Source organism: Zobellia uliginosa (assembly GCF_900156625.1).
Taxonomy (GTDB): domain Bacteria; phylum Bacteroidota; class Bacteroidia; order Flavobacteriales; family Flavobacteriaceae; genus Zobellia; species Zobellia uliginosa.
The window spans coordinates 845,413-861,765 of the sequence record NZ_FTOB01000003.1; the positions used below are offsets into that span (position 1 = coordinate 845,413).

The 16,353-nt window shown below is 42.5% G+C and carries 16 protein-coding genes; 7 read left to right on the forward strand and 9 right to left on the reverse strand.

Annotation, left to right across the window (positions count from 1 at the left end):
* Positions 1–29 precede the first annotated feature (29 nt).
* Positions 30–629 (reverse strand): hypothetical protein, encoded by a 600-nt coding sequence (locus BW980_RS12260; protein ID WP_076455490.1) that lies wholly within the window; start codon positions 627–629, stop codon positions 30–32.
* 241 nt (positions 630–870) lie between these two features.
* A complete protein-coding gene (locus BW980_RS12265) occupies positions 871–2,226 on the reverse strand; it encodes an NAD-dependent succinate-semialdehyde dehydrogenase (protein ID WP_076455593.1) in 1,356 nt (451 codons plus the stop codon).
* A gap of 151 nt (positions 2,227–2,377) precedes the next feature.
* On the opposite strand from BW980_RS12265, the gene BW980_RS12270 reads away from it, so the two are divergent.
* Entirely contained in the window at positions 2,378–2,788 is a 411-nt protein-coding gene (locus BW980_RS12270; protein ID WP_076455594.1) for a glyoxalase, read from the forward strand.
* Here the strand turns inward: BW980_RS12270 and BW980_RS12275 are convergent.
* A complete protein-coding gene (locus BW980_RS12275) occupies positions 2,777–3,457 on the reverse strand; it encodes a DUF2461 domain-containing protein (protein ID WP_076455491.1) in 681 nt (226 codons plus the stop codon). The two genes, BW980_RS12270 and BW980_RS12275, sit on opposite strands and share 12 nt — an antisense overlap.
* Positions 3,458–3,550: 93 nt before the next feature.
* Between BW980_RS12275 and epsC the strand changes: the two genes are divergently transcribed.
* Together epsC and cysM are read left to right on the forward strand one after the other, a co-directional pair.
* Positions 3,551–4,345 (forward strand): serine O-acetyltransferase EpsC, encoded by a 795-nt coding sequence (gene epsC / locus BW980_RS12280; protein ID WP_076455492.1) that lies wholly within the window; start codon positions 3,551–3,553, stop codon positions 4,343–4,345.
* The gene (gene cysM, locus BW980_RS12285) at positions 4,335–5,219 is read left to right on the forward strand and encodes a cysteine synthase CysM (protein WP_076455493.1); all 885 of its coding nucleotides are present in this window, start codon (positions 4,335–4,337) and stop codon (positions 5,217–5,219) included. Before epsC ends, cysM begins: the two co-directional genes overlap by 11 nt.
* Positions 5,220–5,223: 4 nt before the next feature.
* Here the strand turns inward: cysM and BW980_RS12290 are convergent, their stop codons facing one another.
* From BW980_RS12290 to truA, 3 genes are all read right to left on the reverse strand, one after another.
* Complete coding sequence (locus BW980_RS12290) at positions 5,224–6,021, reverse strand: alpha/beta hydrolase (protein ID WP_076455494.1); 798 nt, start codon at positions 6,019–6,021, stop codon at positions 5,224–5,226.
* 72 nt (positions 6,022–6,093) lie between these two features.
* A complete protein-coding gene (gene corA, locus BW980_RS12295; protein WP_076455595.1) occupies positions 6,094–7,185 on the reverse strand; it encodes a magnesium/cobalt transporter CorA in 1,092 nt (363 codons plus the stop codon).
* A gap of 40 nt (positions 7,186–7,225) precedes the next feature.
* Positions 7,226–8,023, reverse strand: a complete 798-nt coding sequence (truA, locus tag BW980_RS12300) for a tRNA pseudouridine(38-40) synthase TruA (RefSeq protein WP_076455495.1) — start codon at positions 8,021–8,023, stop codon at positions 7,226–7,228.
* Positions 8,024–8,096: 73 nt separating this feature from the next.
* Between truA and BW980_RS12305 the strand changes: the two genes are divergently transcribed.
* Both BW980_RS12305 and BW980_RS12310 read left to right on the forward strand, forming a co-directional pair.
* On the forward strand, positions 8,097–8,534 hold the full coding sequence (locus BW980_RS12305) for a hypothetical protein (protein ID WP_076455596.1): 438 nt from the start codon (positions 8,097–8,099) through the stop codon (positions 8,532–8,534).
* Positions 8,535–8,730: 196 nt separating this feature from the next.
* Entirely contained in the window at positions 8,731–9,213 is a 483-nt protein-coding gene (locus tag BW980_RS12310; protein ID WP_076455496.1) for a hypothetical protein, read from the forward strand.
* 66 nt (positions 9,214–9,279) lie between these two features.
* On the opposite strand, the gene BW980_RS12315 is transcribed toward BW980_RS12310, so the two are convergent.
* Positions 9,280–10,170, reverse strand: coding sequence for an anti-sigma factor (locus tag BW980_RS12315; protein ID WP_076455497.1), 891 nt, complete (start codon positions 10,168–10,170; stop codon positions 9,280–9,282).
* A 389-nt stretch (positions 10,171–10,559) separates the two neighbouring features.
* On the opposite strand from BW980_RS12315, the gene BW980_RS12320 reads away from it, so the two are divergent.
* Together BW980_RS12320 and BW980_RS12325 are read left to right on the forward strand one after the other, a co-directional pair.
* Complete coding sequence (locus BW980_RS12320) at positions 10,560–11,258, forward strand: response regulator (RefSeq protein WP_076455597.1); 699 nt, start codon at positions 10,560–10,562, stop codon at positions 11,256–11,258.
* A complete protein-coding gene (locus BW980_RS12325) occupies positions 11,255–12,748 on the forward strand; it encodes a sensor histidine kinase (protein WP_076455498.1) in 1,494 nt (497 codons plus the stop codon). Before BW980_RS12320 ends, BW980_RS12325 begins: the two co-directional genes overlap by 4 nt.
* A gap of 62 nt (positions 12,749–12,810) precedes the next feature.
* Here the strand turns inward: BW980_RS12325 and BW980_RS12330 are convergent, their stop codons facing one another.
* Together BW980_RS12330 and BW980_RS12335 are read right to left on the reverse strand one after the other, a co-directional pair.
* A complete protein-coding gene (locus BW980_RS12330) occupies positions 12,811–15,144 on the reverse strand; it encodes a chondroitinase-B domain-containing protein (protein WP_076455499.1) in 2,334 nt (777 codons plus the stop codon).
* A gap of 149 nt (positions 15,145–15,293) precedes the next feature.
* Positions 15,294–16,352, reverse strand: coding sequence for a polysaccharide lyase family 7 protein (locus BW980_RS12335; protein ID WP_076455500.1), 1,059 nt, complete (start codon positions 16,350–16,352; stop codon positions 15,294–15,296).
* Position 16,353: the final 1 nt, after the last annotated feature.

Here is a 16,353-nt window from a genome sequence, read left to right on the forward strand (position 1 = left end):
AGTAGCCGCTTTTGTACATATATAAAAAATTACTTCAAGGCCTTCTTTTTGATATAACCGGCAAGGTTCTTGGCCAGCTTGGCGTAGCATTCCGAAATTCGGTAGCCACTGTTGTAATCGTTGCCCATGGCGCCGTATCCTTGAACGTCCTTATAGGTTCCTTCCAATAAAATATTGCTGGGGTTTGCGGTTTCATATATTGTTATGGTCGCATCGATTTCGGCATTTTTCCGAACTACACCTACGTTATAACCTGCATAGATTTTAGTGGAATGGATTTTCATAGTGTAATCGGCGGGGTCTTTGGATACAACGACCTCCCCATCTTCAAAACGCTTGTTGAAAGACTCAATGAACTTCGGCTCATAGCGCTCTTCGCGATCGGCAAACCAAGATTTTTTAAATTCCTCGCCCTTGCCGGCCTCTTTTTCTTCCCGCTTGGCCATCTTATCGGCTAAAAAATCCTCTTCCGAATCATATTTGGGAATTTGGACGTCACTGTAGTCAAATTCCAAGGTATAGGTCGAAATGTCCTTTAGGTTCTTGATGTCCCCCTTGTTTATTTTCATCTTTTGGGCATAGGTAGTGGCGGTAACTACCAATAATGCCAATACTAAATGTCTGCGCATCTCAATACTCGTTATTATGGTTAATGTTAATATTTCTTACAAGATACAAAGGTTTCGATGATGTGCAAATTTTGTAGTCGCTTAGCAAACCATAATAAAGATTTTCCGCCTTTAAAATTCAACCACTGCCCTTTTAAAACGCCGCTTCGTCTAGCAGGTTATTTTTAAATATGGAGTCTTTAATGATAGATAATAACTGTTTATTTTTTAATAGGTTAAAAGCTTTATATAAAGTGATAGATTAATTTTTTATATAGACAGTTTTCTTGTTCAAGAACTCTTTGATACCGTGGGAAGACAGTTCTCTTCCGTATCCGGAAATCTTCACCCCGCCAAAGGGCAGCCTTGGGTCGCTTTTAACCAATTCGTTTACAAACACGGCCCCTTCATTGAACTTGCCGATCAGTTCTTTTACGCGATTTTTATCCTCGGTAAAAATACTTACCCCGAGTCCGAATTCGGATCGGTTGGAAAGTTCAACAGCTTCTTCATCAGATTGAAATGTGGTAATCCCTATAACAGGTCCAAAGGTTTCTTCTTTAAAAACGGGCATATCGGCCGTGACCTCGGATAAAATGGTCGGCTCAAAATAGGTTCCTTTTCTATGGCCTCCTAGAATAAGCTTAGCTCCCATTTCAATAGAAGCCTTCACTTGTTGTTCAAGTTCTTGGGCCAAATCTTCACGGGCCATTACCCCAATATAGGTTTGTTCGTCCAGTGGATTCCCCGATTTGAGTCCTTTTACCTTATCCATAAACTTTTGGGTAAAGCTATCCGCTACGGATTCGTGCACAAGAAGACGTTTACCGGCAATACAACTTTGGCCCGTATTCTGAAATCTGGCATTTACGCATGTCGTTACACTTTGATCTAGATCGGCATCGTCAAAAATGATCAAACCATTGCTTCCTCCCAGTTCCAAGACCGTCTTTTTTATATTGGCCCCTGCTATGGAGGCTACAGAAGCCCCGGCAGGCTTGCTTCCCGTTAAGGTAACCGCTTGTACGATATCGTTCTCTATCACCGATTTGATCTGCTCACTGTCCAATATCAAATTTTGAAAGCATCCTTTGGGAAAACCAGCCTTCTCAAAGACTTCTTGGATCATTTCGGCCGACTGCATAACGTTAGAGGCATGTTTGAGCACGCCTACATTACCGGCCATAAGGTTGGGTGCGGCAAAGCGAAATACTTGCCAAAAAGGGTAGTTCCATGGCATTATGGCCAATATCACGCCCAAAGGTTGGTATTTTACATAGCTGCTGGCCGCATCGGTTTCTATGATTTCATCCCTTAGTTGGTGTTCCGCATGTTCGGCATAGTATTCACATACCCAAGCGCATTTTTCTACCTCGGCAAGGGATTGCGAAATCGGTTTTCCCATTTCGAGGGTGATTATCTCAGCGTATCGCTTTTTGTTCTGCCGCAATTGTTCCGCCGCTTTGTGCATTAGGCGCGACCGCTCTTCAAATGAGGTCTCTTTCCATTCGAGGTAACGTTGATGTGATACTTTAAGCCTTGATTCTAAATCATTTTCGGTCAAGGTGTTAAATTCGAACAACTTCTTCCCGTTGTAAGGGTTTATTGACTGTTTCATTTTCGTTGTTTTTCTCCGGTAAGCATTATCCATATCATTATTCAGGATACAAAATAACACATAAACGGGCTGTTCATAACCTCGTTAAAAACTAATTTTGTCTTAAAATAACCAAGGAGCCTTAATGTCTATCTTTATAAAAAGCTACATCATGAGCGACCGATCCGATAGTCTATCCAGCATCCGTACTGAAATTCAATCTGCCAAGGTTACCGATGGCATGAGTGAAAACGAGCGATTTCAAAACCTGACCCTAAGGCCCATTATCAAGTTTCAGAATGACCTTTTAGTTGCGGTCTTTAAAAACTACATCAAAAAACACAAAAACGCATTTTACGAGCTTTCCCTCGAAAAACGTTTTGATTACATTGAGAACGCGATCCAAAAAGACATTAAATTTCGGAATTCGTTGAAGGGTATGGTCATAGGCCATTTTACCCTTAGCGAGTACGAGATTTATACACAAAACTCATCCGCATTGAACAAACGTATGATGAACATGGTCATAACACGGCTAAAAGACCATATACAGCTGTTCGAAGCCCCTGTTTTAGTCCAATAGGGACTCACCGTTCAAGTTGGTCGTAAGTACATCGCTCATATAGTCGAAAAAAGGACGTATGGCTCTGTAAGCCTCATCTATCTCATGGACGAAGTTGGGCGATAACACTTGCTCGTCGGTAAATTTTCTAACAAAAACGTATTGTTTTTTCTTAATGAGGTCAATATCGGTATGTGTCTTATCGAAGCCTTTGGGAGCCGTTTTTACTTCATCGCCCCCTAGCGCTCCCCATATCTTTTTAAAACCGGACTCCGCCATAATCTCGCGTATTTCCGAAGCATCTTGTTCAAATTCCTTTCTAATGCGTAGTAGGTCTTCTTTATTAGGGGCCCAAAAGCCTGCAGCCACAAAAGACTCCCCTGGTTTTATATGTAAGTAATAGCCCCCACGTCGTTGTGCCCCTAAACGGGAAAAAGAACCGGCAAAATGGGCTTTATAGGGAGTTTTGTTCTTAGAAAATCGAACGTCCCTGTAGATTCTGAACATCTTGACCTTTTCTATTTCATCATGCAGCCTGAGCCGGTTGCCTACCTCTTCGTAGAAAACTTTGACTTGGGCTTCATGGGTTTTAAACTCTTTTTTATTTTCGCCAAACCATTCGCGATTATTGTTCTTTTCGAGCCGACTTAAAAAAATGAGCGTCTCTTTCGTAATTATGGGATCTAACATACGACCTAAATGTTGTTATTTTAGATAAAGTTAACCATTTAACGAAATCGGCTTTTAGATTTATGAGTAATTTAGCCCTTTCAGCAATTGTATATGAAACATACTTCGATCATTGACAAAATCAATAGGCATAAAAAACAGCCTAACCTGCGTTACAAACTCAAAGAGAAGGTTGAAGAGTTTACCAACCTTCTTTTCTATACCCTTTTTGATATCGATACTCCGGTAGAGAAGAACCTTGACAAGCTCGAGCTTCTTTTTGACGAAGTAGTCGACCTTGCGTGCTGGGACTCCAATAGACCTTGTAAAAAGATTTGGGAAAATTACGTTGAAAAACTCCCAAGTATACTGCAGCACCTTAACCTCGATGCTGAAGCTACGGTAAATTGCGACCCAGCCTCATTATCGGTTGAAGAGGTCTATATGGCCTACCCGGGCTTTTATGCCATTGCCATTTATCGCTTGGCCCATGAACTCTATAATGAAGGTTTTCCTTTGGTGCCACGGCTTATGACGGAATATGCACATCGGCAGACCGGGGTGGACATTAATCCGGGAGCCCAAATCGGAAATTCCTTTCATATTGACCATGGTACGGGCGTAGTCATCGGGGAAACCGCCATTATCAAAGACCACGTAAAAATATATCAAGGGGTGACTTTGGGAGGTTTGTACGTTGCCAAACATTTACAGAGTACCAAACGGCATCCTACCATTGAAAATAACGTTACCATATATGCCAACGCCACGATTTTAGGTGGTGAAACCGTAATCGGGGAAAATTCCATTATTGGCGGTAATGCTTGGTTGACCGCATCGGTACCACCTAATTCAACTGTTTTTCATACCCCGGAAATTAAAATAAAAACACTTCCCCATGTCTCATAATATTTTAGACCTTATCGGCAATACGCCAATGGTTGAATCTAAGGTTTTGAACAAAAACCCGAACGTTAAGCTGTTCTTTAAACTGGAAGGAAATAACCCTGGAGGAAGCGTAAAAGACCGCGCCGCCTTGAATATGATCAAAAACGGACTCGAGCGGGGCGATTTTGACAAAAACTCGAAGCTTATTGAAGCAACTAGTGGCAATACTGGTATTGCCCTAGCTATGATTGCCGGTATTTTTGGGTTGGACATTGAGCTTGTCATGTCGGAGAAAAGCACTATAGAACGGGTAAAGACCATGCGGGCCTATGGCGCCAAAGTAACCTTGACCCCGGCCGAAGTCGGTATAGAAGGGGCCCGTGATTATGCCGAGGCAAAAGTGAAGAACGAAGGCTATGTGATGATCGACCAGTTTGCCAATAATGACAATTGGAAAGCGCATTACCAGAGTACAGGTCCTGAAATTTGGAAGGATACCCAAGGCGAAATAACACATTTTGTATCGGCCATGGGAACGACGGGTACCATTATGGGGACTTCTACTTACTTAAAGGAACAGAGTCAATCGGTTACCATCGTAGGGGTGCAACCTACCGATAACTCGAGTATACCCGGTATTCGTAAATGGCCTCAAGAATATTTGCCAAAAATTTTCAATTCAAAAAAAATAGATCAGACCTTAGAGGTAAGTGAAGACGATGCGCGGGAAATGGCCCGCAGGTTGGCCAAGGAGGAAGGGATATTGGCCGGTATGAGCAGCGGTGGAGCGGCAGCGGCGGCTTTGCGCTTGGCCGAAACCCTAGAAAGCGGGGTCATTGTTTCCATTGTCTGTGACCGGGGCGACCGCTACCTTTCGTCGGACCTGTTCGCATAGGGTTTTAGTTCAGTATTTTGTCCATTCCCTCCTTAAAGGTCTTGAAGTCCTGAAGATAATTGTGGCCTCCTTCCACAATGGTCAGGAGTTCTTTATTCTCTCCGGGAATGGCTTCGTATAGTTTTTGGGCCGATTCATAAGGGATGACCGAATCTTCTTTACCGTGGAAAATATAAATGGGACAGTCGATTTTTTTGACATACTCATTTGAAGGAAACCGGAAATTCGAAAGCCAATCGATAGGTAAAAAAGGAAATCGGTGTTTTCCCAAGGCCACGGCACTATAGAACGGGGATTCCAATATTAATTTTTTGGGTTCGTTCTTCGAGGCGAGCCAGGTAGCTATACCGGTGCCAAATGAGCGTCCGTATACCAGAATATCCTCTTCGTCGTACTTCTCGCGGATATAGTCGTAAAACATCTGAGCATCGTCATAGAGGGCTTGTTCACTGACTTCTCCCGTACTTTTTCCATAAGTCCTATAGTCGACCAAAACCGATTCGTATCCTTTCCTAGAGAAGAGGTTGGCCACATGGCCAAGGTGTGAAATATTGCCCGAATTGCCGTGAAAATAAAGTACTACACCCTTAGCCTCAGGTTGTTTGATGTGCACGGCGTTAAGCTTGGCCCCATCATTGGCCGTAAGATAGAACTCCTCGAAATCTTGACAAAAATCGTAAGTGTGTGAAAGTGGCATTTTAGAGGGAAAGAACACGAGTCGCTCTTGGTAGGTATAAGCTAGAACGGCGATCAAGACATATAGAAATACAAGTATCAATCCCCATTTTTTCAATCTTCGCATGAAGTACTAGGTTTGGTGAGTGTTATTTTTTTTGGAAAAATACAAATAAGAAGGCAAAACCGCTAAACCCTATCACAACCAATTCTTCCTCTTAAAATAAATTATCATACCTATAAAAAGAGCGATCATGACGCCCCATACGTAATAGTATCCATTTTTGTAATGCAGTTCGGGCATATGGTCAAAGTTCATACCATAGATACCGGCAATAAAGGTCAAGGGGATAAAAATGGAAGCCATAATGGTCAGTACCTTCATCACCTCGTTCATTTTATTGCTCATATTGCTCATGTACATTTCCATAAGGCTCATCGACATTTCCCTATATATTTGAATACTTTCGTTTATTTCCAACGAATGGTCAAGGGCATCGCGAAGAAAAACCTTGGTGTCTTTGGTGATAAGTGGATTTTCGGTATCGATCAAGCGACTGACCAACTCTTTAACGGGAAAGATCCAACGTCGTATCCGCAACACCTCCTTTTTAATCATTTGGATTTCATGGGCGATTTCGGGAGTGGGGTTGTCATAGACCACTTCTTCCAACTCCTCTAGTTTATGGTTCAAATGTTCGAGCACCACAAAATAATGGTCTACAATAGCGTCGATTAGGGCAAAAAACAGATAATCGGCCCCTCGTGTTCTTATACGGCCCGACTTATTCATGATACGTTGCCTTACCCCTTTAAACACATCGTCATCCAATTCTTGAAAAACGAGCACACAGCTTTCCAATAAGACCATAGCTACATGTTCGTATACGATTTCTTGCTCTTTGTTGATGTACAACATTTTGAAAACCCCGAAAATATAATCCTCGTATTCATCAATTTTGGGCCGTTGATGGGTATCTACGACATCTTCCAATACCAGGGGATTGAGTCCAAAACGTTTTCCTATTTTATCGATAAAACCTTCATCGCTGATTCCGACGATGTCGATCCATGATATTTCCGGCAGTTCTTTATGGGCGACAATGGCATCGATATCTCCTGGAAGCTGTTCGCTTATGGTATTCTCATTGTATTTCAAAATGTTCACTACGCTGACTCCTCCTTCCCTACGCCCCATATAGGTAATGGTGCCCGGGGCTTTGCCCATTTTTTTCTGAAATTTAGATGCTTTTTTAGGAAGTATTTTTTCTAATCTTTTTCGTCTGGCCATAAACAGCGTAATTTTTATAAATATAGTAAGAAGAGGCCAACTAGTTTTTTTGATCGGAAAAATGTAGCTCATGAAGCAGCAAACCTGAGCCAGGGGCCACATAAGTAAGCTTCATGGTAGTTTCCGCCCGTAGGGAATCTTGGAGGTCGGCCATAGACAGCTCCCCTTTTCCCAACTGGATCAAAGCGCCCATGATCATGCGTATCTGATAGCGCATAAAGCCCTCTCCTTTTACGTGCAGGGCATAGCTTTCCTTAGGAAAAAAATTGGCCTTCAATACCTCGTTCGGTTTGAGTTCGCATGAATTAATGGTACGGAATGTGGTAGTGCCCTCTTGAAGGCGGGCGGTATAGGTCTTAAAATCATGGCTTCCTTCAAAAAGCTTGGCCGCCTTGATCATCACATCAATGTCCAAGGGCTGCAATATATTGGCCAAAAAGGGCGCACAGAAAGGATGGTTTTTTTCGCCATGGGAAAAGAGGTAAATGTATTCTTTTTGTTTTGCGTCTTGTATGATGTTAAAGACCTTATCCACCTCCTTAATGCTCAAGGCCCGGATGTCAGGCGGAAGGTTCTCGTTAAAAAAGTTAAGGAAGTCATTGAGGTTCTCAAGGGCCTGATCATCTACAAACAGTTCAAAAGCCATATTCAAGGCAGATACCTTTGCGTCGGTACGACCGGCACCCAATATCTTAAAAGAGCGGTCGGCCAAAACAAACTTTAGGGTTTTGCCCAGCATTCCCTCTATGGTTTTCTGTCTTGGTTGTTTTTGCCATCCACTATAGCGAAAACCGAGATACTGAATACGTAGCAAATAGCAATAACGTTGTTTTTGCATGAATTTTCTCTTTAGGGCCAAGCTACTATTTTTTTTGTATTTTGTAGAGAATAACCTTCTAAACCCAATCGATATGACTTCTCAAAGTAGAACAAAGCCACCTGTGTGGTTTTGGATTGTAGGTGTTGTCGCTTTATTGTGGAATCTAATCGGTGTAGCGGCATACTTGGCCGATGCCCTTATGAGCGTTGACCAACTAAACCAATTTACCCAAGAACAAAGATTGTTGTACGAATCGAGACCGATTTGGGTAACGGCTGCCTATGCCTTTGCCGTCTGGGCCGGTACCCTCGGCTGTATAGCATTGCTTTTTAGAAAGAAATGGGCTTATACCGCCTTTTTAGTTTCTTTAATAGGGGTGCTTGTGCAAAACATATATCAATTTTTCTTGAGCGATACCCTTCAAGTAATGGGCGAAGGAGCCTTGACTTTAGCCCTTATGGTGATTATCATAAGTATTGCTCTGCTATTTTTTGCGAAATTCAGTTCTACTAAAGCTTGGATCTCCTAATATTGTCTTACTGAATCGCTTGAGTGGAATACAATGCATTTCAGTTCGGGTTTGATGCCCTAGAGCAGGTAAATTAGGCTTTCACAAATAGCTCAACAAGGTATACTGTAGTTCAACGATTATTTTAAATAAACTGACAAAAAGGACGTTTTTTAGTCAGCTAAATCAATCCCTCACTCCTGGAAAACAACATTTTATGAAGTTTATTTTAAAAATATTGCCTTGGAAAAAGACAATAAACGTGTCGATCGCGGTGATAGCACTACTCATTATTTTTAGTTTTTACGGGCTTTATACCAATTCCTTTTATCTGTTAAAACCTAACAACTACATTTTCCCCCTATTGAGCCTGACCCATTTGACATTTCTATATGTGCTTTGGTTCAAAATCAAGGAAGATGAGTTGACGGACCCACAAATGCGCAATATTGAATACATTCTTTACGTAGTTTTTGCCGTATACGTCTTTAAGACTTTTGAATCCTTATTTATCTTAATAAGCTATTCCGAATTTCAGAACCATATTATCCCTGCCAGTTTCTTTCCTTTGGGTATCCTTATTTTCTTGCTACACGTGGCTCTTTTGGGGCTTACCTTGCTAGCCATAAAATATAGAAAAGACCTGGTCGGCGATTATAAATTTGATGATATGAACCAACATATCGATTCTTGGGAATGACCTCCTTCCCTTTCAAACAATAAAACCCCGTTGAAAAACGGGGTTTATTTTTTTATAAGGCTTTCCCTATCTGGTAACGCTTCCCGAAGGAAAGCTACCATCTACATTAGGGGCAATTTCCTGAACTCCCATGGCATCAGCGGCCACCATGCCTACCAAAGGCTTCAAGGTAAATGGGGCGGCACTATTGTCTGGAAAAGGTTCGATGCTGATTACCGCAACCTTACCCCTTACATCCGTTGGAAAAACCAAGGGTGACGGCGCATTGACCAAAAGGTCTTCACCGGGAAAGCTTGGGCCAGGGTTGCTTCCACTGAACGGGGCTTGCTCATCGGCCGCATCCGTTGCGGTAAAGGTTCCCGTAGTGACCGGAACACCGTCGATGACTACCCATCCTTCGTACTTCCAGCCTGCTTCAAGTTCTGGTAATTTTAGTCCGGCTACTGCGCTTCCCGAGCTGTTGTCCAAAAACCAGATGCCACTGTATTTTTCCTCATCGGCCCCTGTACCCGTTGGTGCGGCTATGATAAACTTCCCTTCGATATCATCAAAGGACGGAGCTACGGTACCCGTACCCAAATTGGCGGTATCACCGTTAAAATCCCCTACGAAGATCTTGGTGTCGGCAGGTGCGGTCGATGGATCCGGATTCGGTTCTATGGACAATACAAAACTTGTAGCGCTGTTCAATATTTCAGCTTCCATTTCAAATTCGGTAGCGGAAAGCTTTCCCGAGTCATCTACCGAAAATGTACCTGTTGAAACAGGGGCTCCGTTTACAATGACCCAACCTTCATATAGATAGTCATCTCCCAAATTTTCCAACCCTGTCAAATTCAGGTTTAAGGAAGACGCCTCGGGTAGCATCACCGTATCATCATCGTCATCACTACACGAAACAACCAATAGCCCGAAGAGCGCAATGAAGAGTCCTGCTTTAATTTTACAATTTTTCATTTTTTTAAGTTTTTAGATTATGGGTCAAAATAAAGGGAGGAGTATAACAAGAGTATCACAGAAACATAAACTTTCAATAACCGCGGTATCACGCCAGTGTTAATTGCCTAGCAATTAGGCTTCCTCAACCTATATAAAGGGACTCATTCTAAAAAAAATGTAAAGAAATGGTATAGTATTACGACCAAACTCCAATATAGAATGAAATACCCCCTGTACTTTCTCCCCAAAAGGTATGGCCCGTTAAGCAATCATTGTTTGGCAACCTGTTGATTATCAGTTTAAAATGCAATACGTGCAGCTAGTAGCCCTAGCCTTGCCGTTTATCTGTTTTAAATGGGGTTGTGATGATTATGTGATACTTTTTGATTTCATTCGTAAGCTGTATGATGAAAGAAATATTGATTATTGAAGATGATCCAGAAATCATCAAACTCTTGGAAATCCACCTTACGGATCTTATTTATAAGACCTCGAAAGCCATGGATGGTGCGGAAGGACTGAAAATGGCCTTGGAAAATAACTATGATCTTATATTGTTGGATTTAACCCTTCCCAGTATGGATGGAGTTGAAATATGCAAGAGTTTACGGGCCGAAAAGAACACGCCGATTATAATGCTTACGGCGAAGTCGGAAGAAATTGACCGTGTTTTAGGCTTAGAGATCGGGGCCGACGACTACATTACCAAACCCTTTAGCATACGGGAACTATTGGCGCGTATCAAGGCGGTATTGCGCCGCACGGATGCCCAGGAAGCCCAAGCCGACAATACGGCGACCATTTCTTGTGAAGGACTTTTTATAGACATAGACAAAAGAAAGGTGATTCTGAACGATACCAAGGTGGAACTTTCCCCAAAAGAATTTGAGCTTTTGGTCTTAATGGCCTCTAATCCGGGGCGTAACTATACCCGAACCCAATTATTGAATATGATATGGGGCTATAATTTTGAAGGATACGAACATACGGTAAACTCACATATCAACCGATTACGGGCCAAGATAGAATCGGATATGGCCAATCCCGTGTATATATTAACGACTTGGGGCGTAGGCTATAAGTTTAATGAAGATATCACTTTATGAGTCAAAATGAAAAGACCTTGACGCCCAAGCTGATCAAAAAACTTTGGTTGGCCTTTGTACTCCTTGTTTTGTTGATGGGGTCCTCCTATATATTTATCACGGGCTATTTTGCCAATAAATATAGCCAAGAAACCACACAACGCCTTAATGCCGACGTGGCCCATCATGTAATTGCCGAAAAATTTAAGGATGCCTCCCCCTTTCTTGAAGACGGCAGCGTAAATAAGCCCTTATTCGGTGACCTGATGCACGATATGATGGCCGTTAACCAAAGTATCGAGGTCTATTTATTGAATGAAGCCGGCGATGTTCTGTATTCGGTCGTTTTAGACCATGGGGATAAAAGTTCCATAAAAACGGTTTCCTTGGCCCCTATTCAATCGTTCATTAAAAATAAAGGGGAACGTTTTGTTTTAGGCGATGACCCTAGAAACCCCGGGGAACAAAAGATTTTTTCGGCGGCCCCCTACTCCGTCGATGGTCGTAACGGATATATCTATATCGTGCTGGCCGGAAAGAAATTTCAAGAAATTAGCGATAACCTTATGGGTCAGTATTTTGCCAAACTCGGTATCGGGGCTACCTTTCTTACCATGCTCTTTTCATTGGTCATCGGCCTTATGGCCATTTGGTTTTTGACCAAAAACCTAAGGTTGATTACACAGACCGTACGCAAATTTCACGATGGTGACCTCGAAGCCCGAATTGCCAATCCGCAAGATTCTGATATTGAGGTGTTCGCCAAATCGTTCAATGAAATGGCCGATAGTATTGTGGGCAATATGGATAAAATGAAATCGGTAGACCACTTGCGCAGGGAACTCATTGCCAATGTGTCCCATGACCTTAGAACGCCCTTGGCCATTCTAAAAGGATATATAGAGACCTTACAGATAAAAAACGACACCCTTTCCGAAGAACAAAAAGAAGAGTACTTGCAGATTACACATGACAATGTGGACAAGCTTTCGAATTTGGTAAACCAACTCTTTGAATATTCAAAACTAGAGGCGGAACAGGTTACCCCTGTAAAAGAACCCTTTTCCATTACAGAGCTCTCACACGACCTGATCGCTAAATTCAGGGTGCTTGCCGAACAAAAGCAAATAGAACTTCAATTGGACAACCCCAAAGAGAACTGTATGGTCTTTGCCGATGTAAGCCTTGTGGAAAGGGCCTTGCAGAACCTAATAGAGAATGCCCTAAAATATACCGAAGCCAATGGTAAGGTGACCCTATCCTTACAGAAAAAAGGAAAAAACGTAGAGATAAATATTACCGATACCGGAACAGGCATACCCGTGAACGAGCAACCCTTTATATTCGACCGCTATAAGCAAGTGGATAAAAGTGCCAAAAAACATGGCGTCGGACTAGGTTTGGCCATAGTCAAAAAGATAATGGACCTACATGATACTACCATTACGGTTTTGAGCAAACCCAAGGAAGGGAGTTCATTTATCTTCAACCTACCGGCCTACCAAATATAGAAAAGGCCTAGAGCGTATAAAGCTTAGGCCTTTTTTAGTATAATCTTGTCTCGGTTCAATCCTTATTGGAAAATGACGCCCAAATCGCCCCCATCGGTAGCTTTTCCCTTTAGGGGGGAATCTGCACTTAAGGTATATGACGATTCATCGGAGAACCTAGGGTCTAGGTCCCATTGGTTTTCCACCAAGTATTTCTGGTCTCCCGTTACCACGAGTTTCTCGGAATTGCTCAAGGCGTTATTCCGGACTTTTACGATAGGTTCCCCAACTACCAAGTGCATTTGAATCGCCTTACTGTCCCTAAAAATATTGTTTTTGATATCGATTTCCTGTACGCCGTAGAGTGAGATGGCCGACTTGTATTTATTTTTCTTGCCGAACCCGACCTTATCGAATACATTGTGGTCGACTTCTAGAAAAGGTCCGAAGGTACTTTCGTCCTTACCGCCTCTATACAATCGCAATGCCGCTCCTTGTAGTTCACTGATGATATTGTTCTTCATGATGACGTACTCTACATTATAGGCCCCGATATCATCGGTTTCGGTGTCTAGTGCGGCAATGCTTCCCGTAATTTTTCTGAAGGTCGAATTTTTGATGCTAATGGTATCGGCAAAAGTGCCCTTTGAAACCCTTAACACATCAAAAGAATGGTTGACGACCATATCTTTGAACTCACATTTATCGATAAACAACTTATAGTTTTCTATCATTGAGTTTTTACTCGTGCTTATGACGGAATTACCCGCGTAATCAGGGGATTTTGCGCCGTCAAAGCTTATGTTCTCCAAAGACAGGCTTCCTCCATCTTGGATCTCGAAGGCCATCATTCTTTCAAAGAGGATATTGGCCTTTTCTTTTCCTTCCGTTTTAACGGAAAGGGGGTGGTCTATTTTTACGGCCTTGGTCAACAAATAGGTGCCGCCTTCTTCCAAAACCATGATATCTCCTGCCTCGGACTTCTTTACTTCATCATATAAGGTGTTGATTCCCGCTTTTACCTTGATCGTTTTACCAGAGTTCAGGGCAACGGTTTTGTCTTCCTTGGAATACCAAGTTACGCCTGTATTTTCCTTAGTGGCGATATTCGGACTTATGCTTATCTTATGCTTTATTTTTTTTGAGGTAGGAATCAAGAAGCCTTGCTCGTTTTTTACCAATTGAATATCGGCCTTTACAAAGCCTTTTTCAATAGTGGTTTCAGAATTCTTTCCGAGGATATTGTTTTTAAAGCTAATTCCACTAATGTCATCGTTAATGGTGAAGATATCCTTCTTGGTATCGTTATAAATGATATTCCTTGAAAATTCGGAAGTTCTCGGAGCTTGACTCCTTTCTTCGTCGCTACCGGCGCCAAAAAGGATATTTTCACAATTCACAAAAGTGTTGTTGTTTACTTTTGAATCGATTACCGGAACATAACGGTTTGGCGGGGAATCGGGTACGCCGTTCATCATAACGAAGGCGCCTCTAAAACGATATCCCGTTAGCCCTATGTGGTAATTGTTAATGACCGTCTGACTTTCATTAATTACCCGAACCCCGCCTGTACTGGGCTTACCGTTGCCGATAAAAACATTGCCGTCGACCAGGGTTTCATTACCATGACGCATGGTTAAGGTTCCCGTGCACTCAAAGAAGGTGTTATACTTAAAAGTGTTCTGGCAAGACTTGTTCGAGATGATCTCGTGTTCGCCATTGCAGCGGTCGAAGTAATTGGACGCTACCAAAGTGTTGGAATTTTCCATGGCATGATGGCTGGTTCCAATTCGTAAGGTTTCGCCGCCATTATTTCCATAGGTGGGGCGTGGACCAAAATAATTATGGTCTATTTTATGGTTGTTCTCCCTGCTATCTTCTGTGTCGAGGCCGACGATCATGGTGACGCCCAGGTTCTTTTTTCCCACAATATGGTTGTGGTCAATACGGTTGTTTTTACCATAAATGGTTATCCAGTAATCCTGTACCTGACGCTCGGGGTTGTTGAAATTGTCAATAACACATTCCGTCAAGCGGCTATGGTTGGCCATTTTATCGCGGTCCTTCCTAAAGGAAATCACCGCATTGGTCGGTGTATGTCCGTTTTTAAAGACCAGACCTTTTACGATCAAATAGTTACCGGCAATCCTAAGGTTCGATTCGCCTTCCAAGGTCACCTTCCCTTTTTCTTCTACCGTAAGGGTAATAGGCTTTTCCGCCGTACCTTCCGCTTCAAATAGAAGTTCGGAGTCTTTCCATATACCCTTGGCAAGAACAATACTATCGCCCGGTTGTACGGTTCTGAGCGCTTTATTAAATTCCGCTACGTTCTTGACCGTACTTTTTTGTTGTGCCGTTACAAAAGAGAACGTACCGATAAGAAAAATAAAAGAAAGAAAATGGTGTAAGTGTCTCATATATTTAAATTGGTTAACCAGTTTGGTTTACCAAAAATACATATTATTACAGAACAGGCAAATATTTAACACAAAATCGGGGTTTAATCTATAGAACACGCCGCTTAAATCGTATCAATCCAATACGAAGGCATTTGCTTTACGCGGGATCATTGGGCTTCTGGAGCGCTTCCACCGCCAAGCGTCGCTTCTTTGAACCATACCTCGGCATAGCTTCCATTGGCGTATTGCTTGGCAATGTCCCCATCATAAACGTCGGCCCCCGTACTCCAAACCAGATTATCCTCTGGGGATTTTCCGTTGGTTTGATTGTAGGCTCCTAGCTTAAAGTATTGTATTTCCCCGGCATAGGCATTTTCACGCTCGATACCGTCACGACCTATTGAAGCATACAGCGTCTTTATCTGTTGGGGTATATCGGACTTCTTGGTAAAATCGGATTTTAATAAGTTTTTGGTGAATGTAACGGTCTCGTGGCCTTCACTTGAAAAAGTGAGGTACATGATACCTTCATATACGTTGATTTCATAACTGAACTCCTCCCCCAAGGCTATACCGTCTTCCGGTTCTTCGGGGAATGAGGTAGCCGTTGGGCCAACAACCGACATATCGTATCCCCAAACTGCCGTGGAGTAATCCCATCTTTTTGAATTATCTCCCTTGGTGTTAATTTCGTAATTCCAAAAAACGGACCCTTTTGTATGACCTGGAAATTTTTTGTAAAAGATTTTTATCGGTTCGTTTTCGTGTCCTTCATCACTGTGAATTTGGCCGACCACGACAGCGTATGACGCGGCAACCCTAGCATCGCCCGAAGTGGAGACGTGTTGAACCTTTAAGCTTGCATTCAACTTCCCTCCTGTTTCGGGTATCCAGTGTTTTTTCTGCCCTAATTCCGTTCTGGTATTACTTGAGGTCCTTGAGGTTATGCCCGAATTCGGTGTTTTGAATACTACCCAATCCGTGTCATTTTCGCGTTCGACATAAAAAAAGTCTTCCTTCGCGTAATTCACGAGGTCTTCTTTATGGGTACCATCGCCTAAGAGGATTTTCCACTCATCCATTTGAGGGATAACCTCACTTGGGTATTTGATGGTGTTTTCCATTGCAACGGCCGATTCCGATGCGCTGTCCGTTGTGGCCTTAGGTTTGTCTTTACAGGCGAAAAGGAGTAATACGGTAACTGTAGCTAATACTGTTTTTTTCATT

Bases quoted from the DNA above. Each gene is read 5' to 3' on its own strand.
- BW980_RS12305 (WP_076455596.1), top strand. From the start codon at position 8,097: ATGACTTCTCAAAGTAGAACAAAGCCACCTGTGTGGTTTTGGATTGTA.
- BW980_RS12315 (WP_076455497.1), bottom strand. From the start codon at position 10,170: ATGAAAAATTGTAAAATTAAAGCAGGACTCTTCATTGCGCTCTTCGGG.
- BW980_RS12290 (WP_076455494.1), bottom strand. From the start codon at position 6,021: ATGCGAAGATTGAAAAAATGGGGATTGATACTTGTATTTCTATATGTC.
- truA (WP_076455495.1), bottom strand. From the start codon at position 8,023: ATGCAAAAACAACGTTATTGCTATTTGCTACGTATTCAGTATCTCGGT.
- corA (WP_076455595.1), bottom strand. From the start codon at position 7,185: ATGGCCAGACGAAAAAGATTAGAAAAAATACTTCCTAAAAAAGCATCT.
- BW980_RS12260 (WP_076455490.1), bottom strand. From the start codon at position 629: ATGCGCAGACATTTAGTATTGGCATTATTGGTAGTTACCGCCACTACC.
- epsC (WP_076455492.1), top strand. From the start codon at position 3,551: ATGAAACATACTTCGATCATTGACAAAATCAATAGGCATAAAAAACAG.
- cysM (WP_076455493.1), top strand. From the start codon at position 4,335: ATGTCTCATAATATTTTAGACCTTATCGGCAATACGCCAATGGTTGAA.
- BW980_RS12275 (WP_076455491.1), bottom strand. From the start codon at position 3,457: ATGTTAGATCCCATAATTACGAAAGAGACGCTCATTTTTTTAAGTCGG.
- BW980_RS12270 (WP_076455594.1), top strand. From the start codon at position 2,378: ATGAGCGACCGATCCGATAGTCTATCCAGCATCCGTACTGAAATTCAA.
- BW980_RS12325 (WP_076455498.1), top strand. From the start codon at position 11,255: ATGAGTCAAAATGAAAAGACCTTGACGCCCAAGCTGATCAAAAAACTT.
- BW980_RS12310 (WP_076455496.1), top strand. From the start codon at position 8,731: ATGAAGTTTATTTTAAAAATATTGCCTTGGAAAAAGACAATAAACGTG.
- BW980_RS12320 (WP_076455597.1), top strand. From the start codon at position 10,560: ATGAAAGAAATATTGATTATTGAAGATGATCCAGAAATCATCAAACTC.
- BW980_RS12265 (WP_076455593.1), bottom strand. From the start codon at position 2,226: ATGAAACAGTCAATAAACCCTTACAACGGGAAGAAGTTGTTCGAATTT.
- BW980_RS12335 (WP_076455500.1), bottom strand. From the start codon at position 16,352: ATGAAAAAAACAGTATTAGCTACAGTTACCGTATTACTCCTTTTCGCC.
- BW980_RS12330 (WP_076455499.1), bottom strand. From the start codon at position 15,144: ATGAGACACTTACACCATTTTCTTTCTTTTATTTTTCTTATCGGTACG.